The sequence below is a fragment of the Mesorhizobium sp. WSM2240 genome, assembly GCF_040438645.1.
Taxonomy (GTDB): domain Bacteria; phylum Pseudomonadota; class Alphaproteobacteria; order Rhizobiales; family Rhizobiaceae; genus Allomesorhizobium.
The window spans coordinates 349,650-366,786 of the sequence record NZ_CP159256.1 but is presented as its reverse complement, the minus strand read 5'-3'; the positions used below and the strand labels follow the sequence as shown (position 1 = coordinate 366,786).

At 59.5% G+C, this 17,137-nt stretch carries 19 protein-coding genes and 2 pseudogenes; 8 read left to right on the top strand and 13 right to left on the bottom strand.

All coding sequences use genetic code 11. The features are described from left to right. The first annotated feature begins 297 nt into the window (after positions 1–297). Together ABVK50_RS31465 and ABVK50_RS31460 are read left to right on the top strand one after the other, a co-directional pair. Positions 298–975 (top strand): Type 1 glutamine amidotransferase-like domain-containing protein, encoded by a 678-nt coding sequence (locus ABVK50_RS31465; RefSeq protein WP_353646845.1) that lies wholly within the window; start codon positions 298–300, stop codon positions 973–975. A 230-nt stretch (positions 976–1,205) separates the two neighbouring features. Beyond that, positions 1,206–1,325 (top strand): annotated as a pseudogene (locus tag ABVK50_RS31460) (segregation and condensation protein B); the annotation flags it as partial. A 160-nt stretch (positions 1,326–1,485) separates the two neighbouring features. On the opposite strand, the gene ABVK50_RS31455 reads toward ABVK50_RS31460, so the two are convergent. From ABVK50_RS31455 to ABVK50_RS31435, 5 genes are all read right to left on the bottom strand, one after another. After that, positions 1,486–2,772 (bottom strand): adenylate/guanylate cyclase domain-containing protein, encoded by a 1,287-nt coding sequence (locus tag ABVK50_RS31455; protein WP_353646844.1) that lies wholly within the window; start codon positions 2,770–2,772, stop codon positions 1,486–1,488. 231 nt (positions 2,773–3,003) lie between these two features. Continuing rightward, positions 3,004–3,792: a phytanoyl-CoA dioxygenase family protein gene (locus ABVK50_RS31450; protein ID WP_353646843.1), complete on the bottom strand. Its 789-nt coding sequence runs from the start codon at positions 3,790–3,792 to the stop codon at positions 3,004–3,006. 152 nt (positions 3,793–3,944) lie between these two features. Next, complete coding sequence (locus ABVK50_RS31445) at positions 3,945–4,355, bottom strand: VOC family protein (RefSeq protein ID WP_353646842.1); 411 nt, start codon at positions 4,353–4,355, stop codon at positions 3,945–3,947. A gap of 143 nt (positions 4,356–4,498) precedes the next feature. Further along, the gene (locus ABVK50_RS31440; protein WP_353646841.1) at positions 4,499–5,722 is read right to left on the bottom strand and encodes an FAD-dependent oxidoreductase; all 1,224 of its coding nucleotides are present in this window, start codon (positions 5,720–5,722) and stop codon (positions 4,499–4,501) included. A 145-nt stretch (positions 5,723–5,867) separates the two neighbouring features. After that, positions 5,868–6,323, bottom strand: a complete 456-nt coding sequence (locus ABVK50_RS31435) for a hypothetical protein (RefSeq protein WP_353646840.1) — start codon at positions 6,321–6,323, stop codon at positions 5,868–5,870. 244 nt (positions 6,324–6,567) lie between these two features. Here ABVK50_RS31435 and ABVK50_RS31430 point away from each other — a divergent pair, with 244 nt between their 5' ends. Continuing rightward, the gene (locus tag ABVK50_RS31430; RefSeq protein WP_353646839.1) at positions 6,568–7,554 is read left to right on the top strand and encodes a GlxA family transcriptional regulator; all 987 of its coding nucleotides are present in this window, start codon (positions 6,568–6,570) and stop codon (positions 7,552–7,554) included. Between the two features lie 17 nt (positions 7,555–7,571). Here ABVK50_RS31430 and ABVK50_RS31425 read toward each other — a convergent pair. From ABVK50_RS31425 to ABVK50_RS31410, 4 genes and pseudogenes are all read right to left on the bottom strand, one after another. Further along, positions 7,572–7,718 (bottom strand): annotated as a pseudogene (locus ABVK50_RS31425) (DUF3363 domain-containing protein); the annotation flags it as partial. Between the two features lie 62 nt (positions 7,719–7,780). Further along, positions 7,781–8,080 (bottom strand): ion transporter, encoded by a 300-nt coding sequence (locus tag ABVK50_RS31420; protein ID WP_353646838.1) that lies wholly within the window; start codon positions 8,078–8,080, stop codon positions 7,781–7,783. Between the two features lie 240 nt (positions 8,081–8,320). Continuing rightward, positions 8,321–8,722, bottom strand: coding sequence for an ester cyclase (locus ABVK50_RS31415; protein WP_353646837.1), 402 nt, complete (start codon positions 8,720–8,722; stop codon positions 8,321–8,323). A gap of 284 nt (positions 8,723–9,006) precedes the next feature. Then, the gene (locus tag ABVK50_RS31410) at positions 9,007–9,453 is read right to left on the bottom strand and encodes a VOC family protein (protein ID WP_353646836.1); all 447 of its coding nucleotides are present in this window, start codon (positions 9,451–9,453) and stop codon (positions 9,007–9,009) included. Between the two features lie 284 nt (positions 9,454–9,737). Between ABVK50_RS31410 and ABVK50_RS31405 the strand changes: the two genes are divergently transcribed. The 5 genes from ABVK50_RS31405 to ABVK50_RS31385 all read left to right on the top strand — a co-directional run bounded on the left by ABVK50_RS31405 (position 9,738) and on the right by ABVK50_RS31385 (position 12,798). After that, positions 9,738–10,223: a MarR family winged helix-turn-helix transcriptional regulator gene (locus ABVK50_RS31405; RefSeq protein ID WP_353646834.1), complete on the top strand. Its 486-nt coding sequence runs from the start codon at positions 9,738–9,740 to the stop codon at positions 10,221–10,223. A gap of 35 nt (positions 10,224–10,258) precedes the next feature. Then, positions 10,259–11,080: an AraC family transcriptional regulator gene (locus tag ABVK50_RS31400; RefSeq protein ID WP_353647082.1), complete on the top strand. Its 822-nt coding sequence runs from the start codon at positions 10,259–10,261 to the stop codon at positions 11,078–11,080. Positions 11,081–11,197: 117 nt separating this feature from the next. Then, a complete protein-coding gene (locus ABVK50_RS31395) occupies positions 11,198–11,773 on the top strand; it encodes a dihydrofolate reductase family protein (protein WP_353646832.1) in 576 nt (191 codons plus the stop codon). Between the two features lie 252 nt (positions 11,774–12,025). Beyond that, a complete protein-coding gene (locus ABVK50_RS31390; protein ID WP_353646831.1) occupies positions 12,026–12,256 on the top strand; it encodes a hypothetical protein in 231 nt (76 codons plus the stop codon). A gap of 56 nt (positions 12,257–12,312) precedes the next feature. Beyond that, positions 12,313–12,798, top strand: coding sequence for a hypothetical protein (locus ABVK50_RS31385; RefSeq protein WP_353646830.1), 486 nt, complete (start codon positions 12,313–12,315; stop codon positions 12,796–12,798). Between the two features lie 230 nt (positions 12,799–13,028). On the opposite strand, the gene ABVK50_RS31380 is transcribed toward ABVK50_RS31385, so the two are convergent. The 4 genes from ABVK50_RS31380 to ABVK50_RS31365 all read right to left on the bottom strand — a co-directional run bounded on the left by ABVK50_RS31380 (position 13,029) and on the right by ABVK50_RS31365 (position 17,124). After that, the gene (locus tag ABVK50_RS31380; protein WP_353646829.1) at positions 13,029–14,114 is read right to left on the bottom strand and encodes an ABC transporter ATP-binding protein; all 1,086 of its coding nucleotides are present in this window, start codon (positions 14,112–14,114) and stop codon (positions 13,029–13,031) included. Next, positions 14,111–14,902, bottom strand: coding sequence for an ABC transporter permease (locus ABVK50_RS31375; RefSeq protein WP_353646828.1), 792 nt, complete (start codon positions 14,900–14,902; stop codon positions 14,111–14,113). Before ABVK50_RS31375 ends, ABVK50_RS31380 begins: the two co-directional genes overlap by 4 nt. Further along, a complete protein-coding gene (locus ABVK50_RS31370; RefSeq protein WP_353646827.1) occupies positions 14,899–15,885 on the bottom strand; it encodes an ABC transporter permease in 987 nt (328 codons plus the stop codon). Before ABVK50_RS31370 ends, ABVK50_RS31375 begins: the two co-directional genes overlap by 4 nt. 129 nt (positions 15,886–16,014) lie before the next feature. After that, positions 16,015–17,124: an extracellular solute-binding protein gene (locus ABVK50_RS31365; RefSeq protein ID WP_353646826.1), complete on the bottom strand. Its 1,110-nt coding sequence runs from the start codon at positions 17,122–17,124 to the stop codon at positions 16,015–16,017. Between the last annotated feature and the right edge of the window lie 13 nt (positions 17,125–17,137).

Here is a 17,137-nt window from a genome sequence, read left to right as displayed (position 1 = left end):
TTCTATTCCACACTGGAAGAGGATCATGATCCTTTTAGCGACCTGTTCGCCTTGCGACGAATTTCGAGCGATCCCCAATACCTGACAGGCCTCGCTGAAAACAGCCTCCAGCACCTCGAACTCGTCCGGAGAAACTACGCCCCTGACACTCGACAACGGCATAACGCCTACTCCCCTAGCCACTTTGATTATACTCTGAAACGGGCCGGAATCCAAACGATACGGCAAGCCGACGGTGGACCGGTGACGGGGCGGCCTATCATTGCCACCTGACATTCAATCGAGAACCATCCGATCATGATCAATGCAGTTCTCTACAGTGATCAAGTTATCCCGTCGAACGAGAAGGTCGACGTTCGCCTAATGGAAATGATGAAGGGTCGCGGCCCTCGCATTGCATATATGCCGTCAAGTCCAGATCATCCTGACTTCAGGTTCTATATAGAGAGGCAAACCTACTATGCCCGACGAGGCTTAACCCTCGACGTCTTCTACGACCTGGATCGGGAGCACAGCGATGCCGAAACGGACGCCCTGCTGGCATGCGATGCGATCCATCTGTCAGGTGGAAATACCGCCGCCTTTCTTACTCGCCTACGGCGCAGCGGCATGCAGAAGACGTTGCGGGACTGGGCAAACAAAGGGGGGCTTCTGATCGGCACAAATGCCGGCGCTATCTTAATGACCCCGACGATCGCGGCGGATGCGCTGTTCAGCGGCGGGCGTCCTGAAGACGTTGAAGACGGAGCGGCACTCGATCTCGTGCCGTTCGAGTTCTTTCCTCATGTTCAGTCAAAGCCAAGCTACCTGCCGGACCTGCTTGCCTATAGCATGCACAATTCCCGGCCCATTATCGCTTGCCAAGACGGAGATGGGATTGTTATCACGGAGGGTGTCGCGGAATGCATTGGCGATCTTCTTTGGCTCTCACAGGGATCGATTGATCACCTAGCAGGGCACAGATTCCAGTGCTGACGGAACCTGATGTGAAGGGCGGCTAACCACCACGGCTCGTCGTTTGTGGCCATCGCGGTTTGGCCGGAAGCAAATGGTTTTGGGGCCCGGATCGCCCAGAAGCTGACATTGCGATTCCGAGCTCAACTCGAACAATACGCCTGTCACTTCCTTTTCTTCTTGGGTGCCGACTGCCCCAGCGGTGGTGTCAAAGTGGCGTTGATCGGCCACCCCTGAACATTAAAGGGGCCACACTGCGCGACCTACCGGATTTCGAGGCTCTCGAGCATGCCGGGTTACTCTCGAAGGAGACGCTGCTGGCGGGAGACATTGCCATCGTTTCAGAGAGCGTGGAGACACGGGAGGAATAGCTCCGCGACGAATAAACGTGGTCGGATTAGGCCCTGTGCTCGCAGGTCTGCCCGATCTTATCCAGCCACGTTGTCCGAAACGTGTATACAAACTTCGGACAGTTTCTTAGTAACCTTGAGAGGGAAATCTCCTAAACGAGTTGATCTGAAGTTCCGGAATTCATGCTTGTCCACTTTCCTCCGAGTAGCCTCGCCCCTGCCGTCGCCGTGGACGAGGCGAAGAGCCTTCCAAGCTCAGGCCGGGATCAAGGGTAAAGAGCTCCTGTGCGCGTCCGACGCCACGCAACGCGAACCGGCCGACTGAAACGAGCTTTTCCCGCTCCTCGCCGAGGAGCAGCTCGGCGAATTCCGATGAGCAAAGCACATTGCGACCGGCCGATTCGCACATGGAGCTGATCCGGCTGACCTCATTCACCGGCTGGCCGACAACGGTGAAGTCGAGACGGTCCGGAGTGCCGATATTGCCGTAGAAGACCCTGCCGGCATGCAGGCCCAAGTGAATGTCGGCGACAGGAAGGCCAGCGTTTTCGCGGCGTTTGGCAAGCCGCAGCAGCCGTGTACGCATGTCGCGTTCTGCCTCCACCGCGGCGCGACAGGAATATTCGGGCCGCGAACTGGTGAAAATGGCCAGCACTCCATCTCCAATCAGTTTCAGCACATCGCCGCCGGCGCCCTTCACTGCGCCGATGACCGCTTCTGCGTAATCATTTATCAACGGCACGAGTTGATCGTTTTGAACTGACTCGGAAAGATTCGTGTAGCCGGTAATGTCGGAGAACCAGAGTACGGCGTTGATCCTCTTCACTGAGCCGTGGCGGATGCCGCCGCTCAGCACCTGGCGGCCGGGCCCCTGGCCAAGATATGCCTCCACCAGCGTCTTGGTGAGCCTTGTCTGCGCAGCCGAGCGAACCGCCAACCCTAGACGCGGAGTAAGCCGGGACAGAACAGCGACCTCCTCATCCGAGAATCCGCCCGGGCGCGCTGTGGTCCAGCGGGCGTAGAAGGCGTCGACGTCCTCGACCCTCATCGCATGCCGGATACGATAGACGATCGCAAGATAGTCCGTCTGGCCGGCATCGCGCAGTTCCTCGATCGCCGGAAAGCCGCGCGTTTCGCCTGCTTCGAGCCGGCAACGTAGGGTCAATTCACGCCGCCGCAACATCTGCAGAAACGGGCTGCGCTTCCACAACTCCGCCCCCTTGCCCTCACGGCTCGACGGGTATTCTTCTACGCGGAAGCTGATCGATTCGTCCTCGTCCCAGAAGAAGGCGCGCGCCTCGTGCATCGGGTGCAGCGTGTCGATCATCACGAATGCCTTGCCGAGTGGCAGCCCTGCTTCGACGCAACGCTCGCAGAAGGCCTGTACAAGTGATTCCTCGCTGCGGATGCCAAGCAGCCCAGCCTCCGCGAGCCAGGTGGCAATGTCATCGCAATCCCTAATTTTCATTGCCGACGATAGCTTCCTGTTTCACCGCCAAAACGGCGTGACGATGTTTCATATCACATGCGTCAGCGACGGAGCCAAGCACGTCACTCGATGGCAAGGGGAGGGACCGCGACCAGCGTCGACGAACAGACGTCTGGGATGGCCGAGGACGATCGTCTGGCTGATTAGTTTGCCGGGATCTATGCAGTCTTGGCAAGCAAACCGGCACCGAGTGGTCCCGGTCTTGTCTAATCAGGACGTTAGCGCACATGCCTGACGAATGGCGATCTGAACGGGTGATGGGGGTAGCGCCGGCTCAAATTCACCTTTCGGTAGCAGTGGCGGCTGTGCCATGAAGCGTGGTCGGGTCCCTCGGTGAGGCTGCGCGGCATGAACGAGGAATGGGTGGCACAGATAGACGGTGCCTGCGGCTCCGCTCGCCAGTTCAACATCGCAGTCTTCCGTCGAGGCGTAGCCCTTGGCGGACAGCTGTCGGAGCGTCGCGCCGGCTTCGCCGTAAGGTAGCAGCTCGCGTGCAATGGTCGCATGGGAGCCCTTTCGAATCCTCGTGGGCGCGTCATCACGACCAACATCTGAGAGCAGGAACAGCATCAGCAGTGCCCGTCCGCTGCTTTTCACATTCGCCCGCCACGCCATGAAATCCGGACTTTCGCCGAGACTCATATCCACATGCCAGCCATCATCGGCGGGTGTTGTCGACGAGGGAAAGCGGATCGGGAAGGTTCCGAGGCCTTTGGGCGCAAGCCAGCGACCCGCGCCAACCAATTGATCATAGGCCTTGTACAGCCGCGGCGTATTGGCCGCTTCAATAAAGGGAGGCGAAGACTTGGACGCAACGCGGATAACGGGTTGCGTCCAGAACTCGGGCTCGTCCGGCGAAAGACCGATGTCCGCCCACAGCTCGTCCCTGCACTGCCTTGCCAGGTCGCCGCTGAACGCATTCTCAACTTTGACGAAGCCGTCACTGATGAAGTTCTGGATCTGACTGGACGTCAGGTCGATGTTTTCGGTCTTGGGCATTGTTGCGCGCCGCCATTCTACTCTTCGGGTCGCAGGTACGAGCGGGGGGTTTAGAGCCTAATTCGTTGCGATCACCATTCGGTTGCGCTGCACCGCCGACCGGACCAGATGGGTGGCAGCGGGCGTGTTCCGAATGGCCTCACGCACCGTGGCTAAGCCGAGGGCGCGGCGCTGGAATCCATCCATACGGCTTCGAACACGTGTCCGTCCGGATCGGCAAATGCCCGATTGTATAGCCAGCCGAGATCCATGACTTCGCGCACATCGGCTTCCCCACCTGTCGCTGACGCGATCTCGGCGATGCCGTCAACCTCTTCGCGACTATCCCGGCTAAGCGCGAACAGCACCTGACAGGTCCGATGCGCGTCCGGAATCTCCTTGGAGGTGAAGGTGGAGAAGTATTCTCGCGTCAACAACTGAAAGGTGATTGTGTCAGACCACACCATGCTCGACGCCTGCTCGTCACTAAATTGCTCGTTCTTGGCGCAGCCGATTGCCTCGTAGAAGCGTGTCGATGCCGCAAGATCCGCGACCGGTAAATTCACGAAGATCATTCTTGCCATTTCTATTTCCCTTTCTTCAAAAGTTTGTTTGATCGAAAACGCGAAGGTCAAACTCCAGAGCGCTGAGGCTGCAAACCTGAATCGCAGTCCATCAGAATCAGCACCGCCGTTGGTGCCCGCCTACTATTCCAACACAGGCCACCTCACGCGACATCTTCGAATTCGGCTCTCGGGCGATCTATCCCGCGCGTCCGCGCGGCAAGGTCAATGCTTGAGTGGGCGAGCAACGATTCAGCCGATCCGTCAGTTGGCGGATAGATAACCTGGGTGTTGACCATTCGCTTCACGGCCTTGCCTTCGCCGCCGGTCTTGTCGACCCGTCGCTCCCAGCCTTGCGTAATCACCGCGCCAAAACGTCCGAGATCGAGGCAGGTGATATAGCGCAACTGCTCATAAGGCACCGTCGGCCGACCAAGCAGATCGCGCGCCGCATTCTCCCCGGCAACGCGTCCAAGCTGGCCGGCATGCTGGCAGGATTGCAGCGTCCGATGTCCGTCGCCCGTGTCGGCTGTCGCAGCGTCCCCGGCAACAAACACTTCGGGCGCGAAGGGCGCCCTCAAAGCGGCATCGACGAAGACTCGACCGAGCCTGTCACGTTCGCCGGGGACCTTGGCTGCGAAAGGCGAGGCTTCCATCCCGCTCGCCAACACGACTGCATCAACGGCGAGTACGCTGCCATCATCGAAGCTTACGCTCTCCGAAGTCATCGTCTGCACGTTTGCGCCGAGGCGGAGTTCGACGCCCGCTGCCGCCATCGCCACTCCGATCTCAGCTCTCGGCCCCGGCCCAAGCGCATGCCCGACGGTCCTGGAGCGGTCGATCAGCACGATCCGTAGGCGCTCTGCCGCGGCAGCCGCACCGTGCGCAACCAACCGATCGCGCAGTTCAAGCGTCAGTTCTATCCCTGTAAATCCTGCACCAATGACTGCGATGCTGGGTTCTGCGATGTCGCGGGCAATCTCGGCCAGACGCCGATCGAACGAGACCGCCTCGGCCTGCGTGTCAACCGAGAACGCAAGCTCAGCCCCGGGTACAGGAGGCCGGACCATTCGGCTGCCGCTAGCGACGATCAATCGGTCGTAAGAAAGACGTTTTCCGTCAGGCAAAACGACTTTCCTGGCGTCGGTATCGAGTTCGACCGCCTCGCCGCGCACATAAGTGACGCCGATCTTGTCGAACAGAGGCAGAAGGTCTACGCCGAGCGCCGCAGGGTTTGCCTCGTACAGACGCGGCCTAACCTCCAGCACGGGCCTGGGAGAGACCAAGCCGATGTTGGCCTGGAACCCAGCCACCCGGCGAGCCGCTACTCCCGCCCAGAATCCGGCGAAACCACTGCCGACTACTAATATCTTGGGCTTGTTCGGCATAACGATCTCCTCGTTCGTTCGAGTACCTGACCGACACGCGAGACGCTCCTCCTGTCTGCGAGCGATGTCCGGTTCTAAGCACCTTTTCGACACCATGACGATTTGGGCTGCCGGAACGTGACATGGTGTGAAGTAAGGTGCCGCCTCATGTACCTCGTAGGGTGACGATGACGATGGCGAGTCCGAGGACGCTGTCGAGCACGAAGCAGAACTCCGCCATCGAGCGCACCACAACTTTGTTCTTCACGTGGTGAAACACGTCCCAGCCGGCATGGGCGAAGAGCCCCGCCGCAACGAGTAGCGCGCCGATGAAGGGGCTGACGACGAGAGCGACGACGGCCGCTCCGCCAAAGGCCGTCATGGCTAATGCCTGCAACGGAAGGTCACCAATTGGGCGGCGAACGGCACGGGCGAGCCCGATCGCTGCAAACAGTGCTGCAGCCGCGAGCAATAGCCAGGTCGCTTCGACGGGAACGAGACCAAGCCTCACAAGCGTGATCACCACGACGGACAGAAAGAATACGGGCCACGAGACCCAGGGAAGGTCGAGCGCAGCGGCCGCTAAGTAGACAAGACCGGAGGCAGCTACGACTGCGGCCAAGTCTGTTCCGTGTTCGGCACCGCTAAAGAGGTCGATTGCAAGAAAGACCGCAAAAGCCAATCCAATCGATGAAGGCCACCACTGGATGGTACGCCAACCTGATACATGTCGTCTCGATGACTGGGGGGGTTCTGGCGAATATGTCATTCTTGCCTGACAGTGTCGTGGACTTTGGAACGATTCCGCCTCAGCCTAGCAGCGGGCATCCTTGTCAGAAATGACAAAACATTGCTAATTTCCGCCAATGTTGAAGCGCGTAGTTATAGTCGTCTACCCCGGCTTCGAGTTATTGGATGCCACTGGTCCAGCGTCCGTTTTTGCATCCGCCAATCTGGCACGAGAGGAGGATGGCGAGGCGCCGTACTACGCGCTGCAGGTTGGATCGCCATCGGGCGGCTTGGTAGCAAGCGGCAGTGGAGTGGCGATCGACACGCTGGCACTGCCGAAAATCGGCGGGCGGCTCGACACGGTTCTCGTCTCCGGAGCAGAGGCCACTGCGGTGAGGAAGGCGGCCAACGCGATGGAGCTCAAGCGCTGGCTCAGGCGGCGGGAAGCGACGGTGCGGAGGCTTGGTTCCGTATGTGCCGGCGCGTTCGTGCTCGCGGCGGCGGGACTTGCCGATCGCAAGCGGGTCGCCACTCACTGGAGCGCCTGTGAACCGCTAGCCCGGCTCTATCCAGCAGTTACCGTCGATCCTGACGCTCTCTACGTTGTGGACGGCAAAGTGTGGACGTCCGCCGGCGTGACCACGGGCATTGACATGGCGTTGGCTATGGTCACCGACGATCTCGGCCGGGCCATAGCCAGCCGGGTTGCGAAGCGTCTGGTCATCTATGCGCGCCGGCCAGGCAATCAGTCCCAATTCAGTCCGCTGCTTCGCGCCCAGGTCAAAGCAGATGGTGCTTTTGAGGAATTGATAGCATGGCTGCAGGTCAACCTCGACCAAGCGGTTGACGTGGCCGCTCTGGCGGCCAAGGTCGGGTTGTCGGAGCGCACTTTCCACCGCCGGTTTGTGGCGACTCTGGGCGAGACTCCTGCGCGCTTCGTTGAGAACGTCAGGCTCGACGCGGCGAGGCTGCTGCTTTCACAAGGCCTTACTCTCAAGGAAATCGCGAGTAGTGTGGGGCTTGCGCCTGCCCCACGTTTCACGAAGGTCTTTCAGCGACGCTTCGGGGTGACGCCGCGCCTCTATCGGGAAGCCCACCAAAACAAATCCGAAACCTCATCGTGACCTGAGCGGAGCATTCAGCCCTTATTGTAGGCGGCGGCCTGGAGTTCAAGGTCTTCGGGAATGCACCATTGGTCGGTGTCGATCCGCTCGACGACACGGGCGCGGCGTAGCGCCTCCAGCTTCCGGACATGGGCATCGACATAAACCTCGCAGTCGCGACCCGGAGCGGGAGAAATCAGCGCACCGCAAAATCATGCCACCGGCCAGATTGAGCGGTGCCTCGCGATTAAAGCGAACCCATACCGCTTGCCTTGCTTGGTGGAATAAGCGCGAAACCGACGACGAAGAAGTCAAAGATCCGCCATGGATCGCGGAAGAAATGCGTCCTATAGACGACCACCCGGATTGCGAGTTCGAACACGAAGACGCCGAGGAGCGCGCGGTCGATAGCCGTCGGAAGCGGACCAAAAGCGGCAACCGCGCGGGGCGAGGTTTCGAGGCCGAGCGTAACCGCGTTGATCAGGATCAGGACCATGATCGCGAGATCGAAGAGGCGCGATTCGAGGAACGATTTCGGGGCGGCCAACGCTTTTCTCTGTTAGTGCGTTCGAGGCTTCTGAACCCATGCGGCCGGCTCGGGAAGCTCTCGCTTTTTTAAGCTTTGATCAGCGTTTAGGGCAGCGGATCGGTGTTTCTCGTTGGACGTAAAATTCGATCCATTGGTGGCAACCCGCATTCCATGTTAACGCCATTTGCTTCCGATCATTTGAAGCGGCAACAACCAGCGAAAGGAGACAGACCTCTTTCCTTGGACCGCTGGGTGCGTTCAGATGTTGTCAGGAGTCACGATTTGGTCTGCAATCGCTGCCTTGTCAATTATCGACCAGACCCATGCAATCCTTCCATTGGCAAACTCGTAGAACACATTCTCGCAGAACTGGACGCGCTTACCGTTGACGGGCACGCCGAACAAGATTCCTGTCGGAGTGCAGTCGAAATGCAGACGGCTGGCGATGCGCGGTGGGTCAGAAAGCAAAAGCTCAATGTTGAAGTAAAGATCAGGGATAGCCCGAAAATCGCCTTCCAACATCTCCCGATAGCCCGCCAGCCCCACCCTCTTTCCGTTGTAGTAAACTTCATCGTCGATAAACTGTCCGAGGTTCACCCAGTCTTGGCGGTTCAGGCAGTCGACATAGTCACGATAGACATCGGACAGTTGGTAGACCATCTGCATATCTCCAGAGCGAGTTTACCCCGTGCTGTAAACAAATAGTGCAACGCGGAATCACGGAGGTCAGTTTTCACTCCCGTGACGCCGTCTGTCCGTTCGCGTGGGACTGCCGCAAGCCTATTTTTCGATTGCACCAACTTGGCCGAAACCCGCCCGACGTTGTTGGAACGAAGTTGCCAAAAGCAGCCGTTCCGTTGAAGACCTCGTAGCGCCCAAAGGACGCGCCGCGCGGCCGGCGCCCAGACATCCGGTTGCACTCTTCTATCGGCTTGGGCATGGGATCAGCCCTGCGACGCCCTCCAGTCAGCCGATGGTATGACGTTGACCATCCATGGGACCCCGAATCTGTCGATCAGAGAGCCGAAGCCGGGAGACCAGAAGGTCTCGCCGAAAGGCATGACAGCTTTGCCGCCTTCGGACAATTGATCGAACCAGCGTTGGGCTTCGGCCTTGTCCTCGGTATGGAGGGTAACGTCGAAGCCATTTTTGGGTTTGTCGATGTTGGGTGCCCATCCAGTGTCCATGTCCGCGCCCATCAGCGCCTGGTCCCCCACATCGAGCCAGCAGTGCATCAGCCAACTCTTGTACTTCTCATTGGTGATCGGCATGCCGGGAGGCGCATCGCCATAGGGCATGGCGGCGGTGATCTTTCCGCCCAGGACCTTGGCGTAGAACTCGAATGCCTCGCGGCACTTGCCCTGGAAGCTCAGGCTGGTCACGATCTTCATGGTCGTCTCCCTTTTGATTGGTGCTTCGGCGCGCGTCACGGGCGATTGAGCTGCCAGGACTGCACTCCGCCTGCTCGCCCTTCTGCCAGCGCGTGACATCGACAACCTCGCCGTCGTCGAACAGCGAGACATAGAAGTTCATCGCCCTTCGGCATGCCTGCCCTGGAACATGAGGAATGGCTGCACCGCGGGCATGATCCGCTTCCTTCTGCGTTAGATCCTTGGGAAGCAGCCGTCGATTGCCTTCCCTCATTTATGTTGATAGCAACGTAAGAAGTTCATGTATGTCAACCTTTCAGATGCACGCTCCTGCCAACCTTGCCTTCGAAACCACCCTCCTGGTACGTGACACCTGCCTGTGCCTGCATACGCAGAGGGCAGCGCGTGCGCTGGCACGTCGTTTCGATGTCGCATTAAAGCCCGCCGGCATAACCAGCGGGCAGTTCTCTCTCCTCATGTCGCTCAATCGGCCGAAACCACCGAACCTCGGCAGCGTGGCGGCGCTGCTGGCGATGGACAGGACGACCTTGACTGCCAATCTCAAGCCGCTGGAGCGTCGTGGCGTCGTCGAGACGGCGCCCGATCCGACGGACAGGCGAGCCCGACTGCTGCGGCTGACGCCGGCCGGCTCGGCGGTTCTGGCCGAGGCGGCGCCGATCTGGCGGCATCTCCATGCGGCGATCGAAACGGCGCTGTCCGACCCGGATCATCTGCGCTCCGAATTGAACCTCCTTTCGAGATCTGATAGTCAGGACGGTGTCGCCGGATAACACCAGGAAGGGGGCCGGAAACTGCCAGTCCCGCTATGGGGCTCGTTGCTGAATTTCCAGCCGACATTTGTGCGGCGTTGGCGATTTCCCAGCTGCGATTGTCGTCCTGGTGCTTCGTTGATCGTCCTATGCATATCGACAGGAATGTGACCAATTGCGGATCCGGCGAGATGCAGCGAGCGGAAAAGCTATTTCATATTGAAGAGCGGGCGGCGGATTCTCCCTTCGTCGACAAGATCTGGCGCGCGCGCAGTGTTTCCTCAAAGGCGTTCATCTCGGTCGCCGCAAGTCACTGGGAGATCGTGATCTGGCGGCAGGCGGAGAACACGAACGTCACGATCCGAGGACCAGAGACGAGGGCGACTGCAATGCCCATTCCCGTGGACGCGGAGTTCTTTGGGGTCCAGTTCAGGCTTGGCGCTTTCATGCCCGATCTTCCCGTCCCGATGCTCGTCGACCGCGACCTGACCGTTACTTCACGCATAGGAAACACGTTCCGCCTCGGCGGCTCGGTTTGGGAGATCCCCAACTACGAAAACGTCGAGGTCTTCCTCCGACAACTCGCGCGAAAAGGTCTGGTTACCTTCGATCCCATCGTCACAGAGGTCATGGAAGACAGCCCGGTGGACCTGTCCAAGCGCTCGATGGAACGCCGCATTCGACGGGCAACGGGTTTGACCCTTGGCGCGATCAAACAGATCGACCGGGCATATAAAGCGACGGTATTGCTGGATGCGGGCGCAACGATTTCAGACGTCGTCATCGAGGCAGGATATGCTGACCAGGCACACCTCACGCGATCCCTGAAGCGCCTAATGGGGCAGACGCCGGGCCGGATCTCGCAGGCAGTTCGTTGAGCCGCTGTCGCTTTCGTTCAATACAGCAAGTACGTCGTCGACTAAGTTTCGCTCTCCGATAGAGGTCCTTGAAGATCCTGTCGGAATAGCTCGGAAGTGCAATTTAAGGAGACCTGAATGCCGCGCAATCTGGTGGTGAGCGTCTACAGCTCTCTCGACGGTGTCGTGCAGGACCCTGTCGGGATGGAGAACTCCGGCCTTGGCAATTGGGTCGGCCCCTTCAGCCGCGGCCCCGAGGGCGATGAAATCATGCATGAAGAGCTTTGGGCGGCCGATATCGTGCTGCTCGGCCGCACCACCTATGAGGGTTTTGCCCCGGTCTGGCCCACGATCGACGATCCGGCGGGCTTTGCGCGCAAGCTCAATGCGATGCGCAAATACGTCGCCTCGAATACGCTAAAGGTAGCCACGTGGACGAATACATCGGTACTGTCCGGCGATGTGATCGGCGCAGTTCGCGATCTCAAAGCCGAGGGCGGCGGCGACATCGTCGTCTATGGCAGCGCAGGGCTCGTCCATACGCTGCTATCGCACGGCCTCGTCGACAAGGTGCACATGATGATCTATCCGACGGTCCTCGGGCGCGGCACCCGGCTGTTTCCGGCCGGCTACGCTTCGATCTTCGACCTCAAGGACCTCAAGCGGCTCGGCTCCGGAATCGTCCACGCTGAATACCTGCCGAAAACCGCCTGAATCCGCGATCGGCTGCGAGGCTGCCCGGCAGCCGCTGCCCGGATAGGGCTGAGGCGGCTTTGGGGAAGCCGCCGGTCAGCTAGTAGATTCGACTTGTCGGATAGACGCCGTTCAGCAAGGCGACCCAATGCAGCCGCTCCGCAACCTGCTGCTGACGCCCATTTTCATCAGGTGATCTCGTTCTGGTTTTAGCGGCCTCGTGCTAAACTGCGGCTGCAATATGCATCCGCATTGCTCCCCGAGGACGTAGCCATGGCACATTTCAGATTGGCAAATCCACTCAGTGTCGCTCTGCTTGTTTTGCTTGCTCCTATCGGTGGGCTTTGGGCACAGACAGTGCCATCAGAAGAGCATATTACCTTCTCCTCCTTGTCGTTGACCGACGAACAGTTCCTGAAAGGCAACTTGGCAAACGCAAAATTTGTAACGTTGGGGGCCAAACTGCAGTTGCCCTCAACCTCCCCGACCGCGTTCCCGCCGTGATTTTGCTTCATGGTTCAGATGTCCCGAGCAGCGCATTGCCTTGGCATTGGGCCCGAGTGCTCGACCGTATCGGTGTCGCAACACTGCGCATCGACAGCTATTCGGGTCGAGGCTTCGACGAAATCTTCACGGATCAAGGCAGAGTCGGCGAATTCAACAACATCGTTGATAGCTACCGTGCGCTCGAGCTGCTCGCGGCTGATCCTCGTATCGATCCGGCCCGTATCGCGATGATGGGCTTTTCGCGCGGCGGGATTGCCGCGCTCTATTCCAGCATGACACGCTTCGAAGAGGTTTATGGATCCGATAAGGCAAAGGTCGCCGCCCATCTGCCCTCCTATCCGCCTTGTAACTTCATGCTTGAGGGAGAGCTTAATGTCAGCACAGCACCGATCCGCGCCTTCCACGGCGAAGCCGATGTGTGGAACCCGGTGTCCTGCTGCCGCAACCATGCGCCGGGAGGGAATGTTGGTTGCCGAGACAAGTTCGTAAATATGCGTCGCGTCGAGATCACGGAACACGCTGCGCAGGCTCGGTCCTAACCTGACCGAGGATGAGATCGCGACACTGCGCCGCCAGCGGCTGACAGGCAAGAGCATCGCCGGGCAGACACGTGTGTCGCCGGCGACGGTGAGCCGAGTGCTCAAGGAAGGTCGGACGGCCACAAATGAAGTCGACGTCGAATTCAGACGCCAGAACTGACCGCGAAGTGTCGCGAGCTATTTAGAGTCTAGGAGCAGGCAGGTGAAAATACCAACTGGAATGAGTGATTTTACGCTTGGAGCACCGAAAGATGGCGGGCGTCCCAGCTCACCCAGAGGCGATCGTCCGGGATACGGGCCGCATCCTCAGGATCGAGATATGCCTTGAGCAGCGCGCCCTCGCCGCCAACGCGAATATCGACGGAAGTGCGGCTGCCCTTGAAGAGCCGGTTTACGATCCGGCCCTCGATCGCATTCTTGTCAGACGGCTTTTGCGGATGGCAGAGCACGTTCTCCAGACGCAGTGACGCCGTCACCTCGGAGCCATCGGCGGGCCGATGCCCGTGCGCGGCACCGCGAACATCGATGCCGTTCCAGTCGATCAGGACGGAGCCATTTTCCATGCCGCGCACGGTCCCGCCAATGAGGTTGGTATCGCCGATGAATTCGGCGACGAAGCGGCTCTGCGGGCGGAAATAGAGATCTTCGGGCGCGCCGTCCTGCTCGACCTTGCCGCTGTTCATGACGATGATCCGGTCGGACATGGTCAGAGCCTCCTCCTGGTCGTGGGTGACGAAGACGAAGGTCTTTCCGGTGCGCTTCTGGATGTCCTTGAGCTCGACCTGGACCTGCCCCCGGAGCTTGGCGTCGAGTGCGCCGAGCGGCTCGTCGAGCAGCAGTAGTTTCGGATCCGGCGCAAGCGCGCGCGCCAGAGCCACGCGCTGGCGCTGGCCGCCGGAAAGCTGATCCGGCGTGCGGTCGCGAAAACCTCCGAGCTGAAGAAAATCCAACAATTCCCGGGTGCGGGCATCAATGTCGGACTTGGTTTTGCCCTTGAGTTCCAGACCGAAGGCAATGTTCTGGCCGACGGTCATGTGCGGGAAGAGCGCGTAATCCTGGAACACCATGTTGACATTGCGCCGGTTCGGCGGCAGGCGGGTGACATCTGCGCCGTCGAGGATGACGCGGCCTTCGGTCGGCATCTCGAACCCGCCAAGCACGCGAAGCGTCGTCGTCTTGCCGCAGCCCGACGGGCCCAGGAACGTCACGAATTCACCGGCCTTGATTTTGAGATCCAGACGGTCGACCGCTGCCACATTGCCGAATTGCTTCGTCATATTGTCGATGTGGACGATGGTTTGCGCGTCGTTGCTCATACCGAGGTTCCCTTGTTCATCCGACGCATCGAGCGCTCCGCCCAGATACCCAGAATGGCCGTGATGACAAGCACGACCGTCGAAATGGCGTTGATTTCCGGCGACATGCCCGAGCGCAACTTGGCAAAGATCAGCACCGGAAGGGTCGGCTGATAGCTGCCGAGGAAGAAGGAGCGGACGAAATCATCGAAGCTCAGCAGCATGCAGAAGACGCCGGCCCCGATCAGCGCCGGCTTGAGATAGGGCAGCGTAACGCGCGAAAATGCGACGAACTGGTCGGCCCCGAGATCGCGGGCCGCTTCGATATGGCTTTGCGGCAGCGTGGCCAGTCTCGCCATCACCACGAGCGCGACGAAGGGCACGTTGTGGATGGTGTGACCGAGGATGATCGCCGCCATTCCGGTATCAAGCTGCAGGAACTGAATGTAGATTCGCAGCGAAATGGCAGAGATGATGCCTGGAATGACGGCCGGCATACAGGCCAGGGCAAAGACGATGAGCTTGCCGCGGAACTTGTGCGGGCCGAGGAATGCGGCGATCCATGTGCCGATAACCAGAGAAAGGCATGTCGTCGAAAGCGCTATCGCCATCGTATAGCCGAAGGCGCCCAGCACCTCGTCGCTGCGGAAGATTTCAGAGTACCAGTCGAGCGTCCAGCCGCGGATCGGAAAGCCGATGAACTTGGAATCCTTGAAGCCCATAGTGACCATCAGCACCAGCGGCACGAACAGATAGACGACGAACGCCCAGTAGATCACCGACATCAGGACGCGGGTGTTTCTGGTCATTGCATCAAACCCTTGCCGCTGCGGCCGATCAGCTTGAGAAAGAGCCCGGTGATGGCTAGCGCGCTGATCAGCATGATCGTGGAGAAGGCTGCGCCCGTCGGCCACTGGTCGCCGGCGACGTGGAAGAAGCCGGCAATAGTCTCGGCAAAGACGGTCGTGCTCGGCCCCCCAAGCAGCACCGGCGCAGCGTAGTAGCCGGTCGAAATCAAGAAGACCAGTGTGCAGCCGGAAGCGATGCCTTCCTTGGAGAGCGGCAGCGTGACCCTTCTGAAGCGCGTCCATGCCCCGGCTCCGAGGTCGGCCGCAGCCTCCAGATAGGTATTTGGGATTTTTTCCAGCGCAGAATAGAGCGGCAGCAGCATGTAGAGCGCCGTCAGATACACGATGCCGACGCCGAGCGAGAAGCTGGTATACATGAACGGGATCGGTCGCTCGATCAGTCCAAGCGACTTCAGGATGAGGTTCACCGCGCCATTGTTGCCGAGCAGGATCATGATCGCGTAGGTGCGCACGATTTCGCCGACCCAGAACGGGATCAGGAGCAGAAGCAGGAACAGCAATTGGCTGCTGCGCTTCACATGCTTGGCCAGGAAATAGGCGACCGGATAGGTGATGATCAGCGTCGCGACCGTGAATACGACGGAGTACGCCAGCGTCCGGAAATAGGGAACAATGAAGATGCGTTCGGCGAAGAAATTGTTCCAGTTGCGCAACGTAAGCTGCGGTTGGTAGCCAACTGTCGGCGGGTAGGAATCGAGAAAGCTGATCCTGACCATCTGCAGGATGGGGCCGATATTGGCGAATAGGATCCAGAAGATGGGAAGGCTTGCCAGAAGGAGGAATTGCCTGCGCTGGCTCTTGAACAGGAAGCCGGTGACGGAACCGTAGGCGCCGTTGGTCATCACGGCACCCCAGAAACTGCGTCGCATCGAACGCGGGACTGTATCTCGCCCGCCGGCGCGCTGCGTATCAGTCTGTGTCATCGTAAACATTCCCGTTCGCTACGGACCTTCGCTGCCGGAAGCCAACTTCAAGCGAGACCAGCCATGCACCTGCATGGCCGGCTGAAAGATTTCGACGGCCGGACGCCGGGCCTTGCCGACGAAATTCGATCAGGCGGCCTTGATCTCCTCGACCGCCGGGTCGACGAGCTTGTACTTCATGTCGTTCGCTTCAGCCCGGAAGAACTGAAGGCCCTTGAGCTCCTCCTCGGTGAAGGACGACGCCTTCTTCTCAAGATCGGAGAGATGCTGTTCGGCACCCTTGATCGTCGAGATGAAGCCCGATGTCCGGGTCATGTTGGCGCCGATTTCGGGCCGGGCCAGCAACGAGTCGAGCAGCGTATAGGCATTGTCGGCGTTCGGCGCGTTCGCCGGAATGTTGAAGGTGTAGACAAAGCCGTAGGAGCCTTCCTTCGGGATCGTCATGGCGACCGGCAGGCCGTCCATGATGAGCTTCGAGATCGGGCCGTTCCAGGCATGCGCCAAGACGACGTCCTGGTTGACGAACATCTGCTGGATCTCGGCGCCGGAATCGTAGAATTTGCGCACCATCGACTTGTTCGCGATCATGAAGTCGCGGGTTTCTTTGACGATCTCGGCGGCCTTTTCAGGATTGTCCATGTATTCGATCATGTTGCCGTCATAGCCCTTGTAGAGCATCATGACGGACATCATGTCCTGGATTATGTAGGCCGTCTGGCCCTCATACTTCTTGTCGAACATGACATCCCAGCTCTTGGCTTCCTCGGGCGTCACGATCTCGGTGTTGTATGCCAGGACCTCCGCGCCCGAGAGGATTGGCGCACCCCATTTCTGGTCCTTGATGATGGCCCAGTCGCTTTCCGAGAAGACCGGGTTGATGTTGCCCCAGTTCTTCAACCGGGCTGTATCCATCGGCGCAAGCAGGCCTGCATCGATGAATTGGAGGAAGCGATGGCCGGCAACTGTCACGATGTCGACCGTCGGGTTCGGCTGCTCGGCGGTCAGCAGGTTGAACTGTTTACCCTGGTCGTCCACCAGGCGTTCCTGGATCTGGATTCCGGTCTCCTTCTGGAACTCCTCCTTGAATTCCGGCGGCAGGAAGTTCGCATAGGTCCAGACATTCACGACACCTGCCGCGCGGGCCGGCGTGCCGCGAAAAATGGCAGGGGCGGCAAGCAAGGCGGCGCCGGCTGCGGTCGTCTTGATGAATGCGCGTCTGTTGGCGGTAATTCTTGTCATTTCCGTTTCTCCC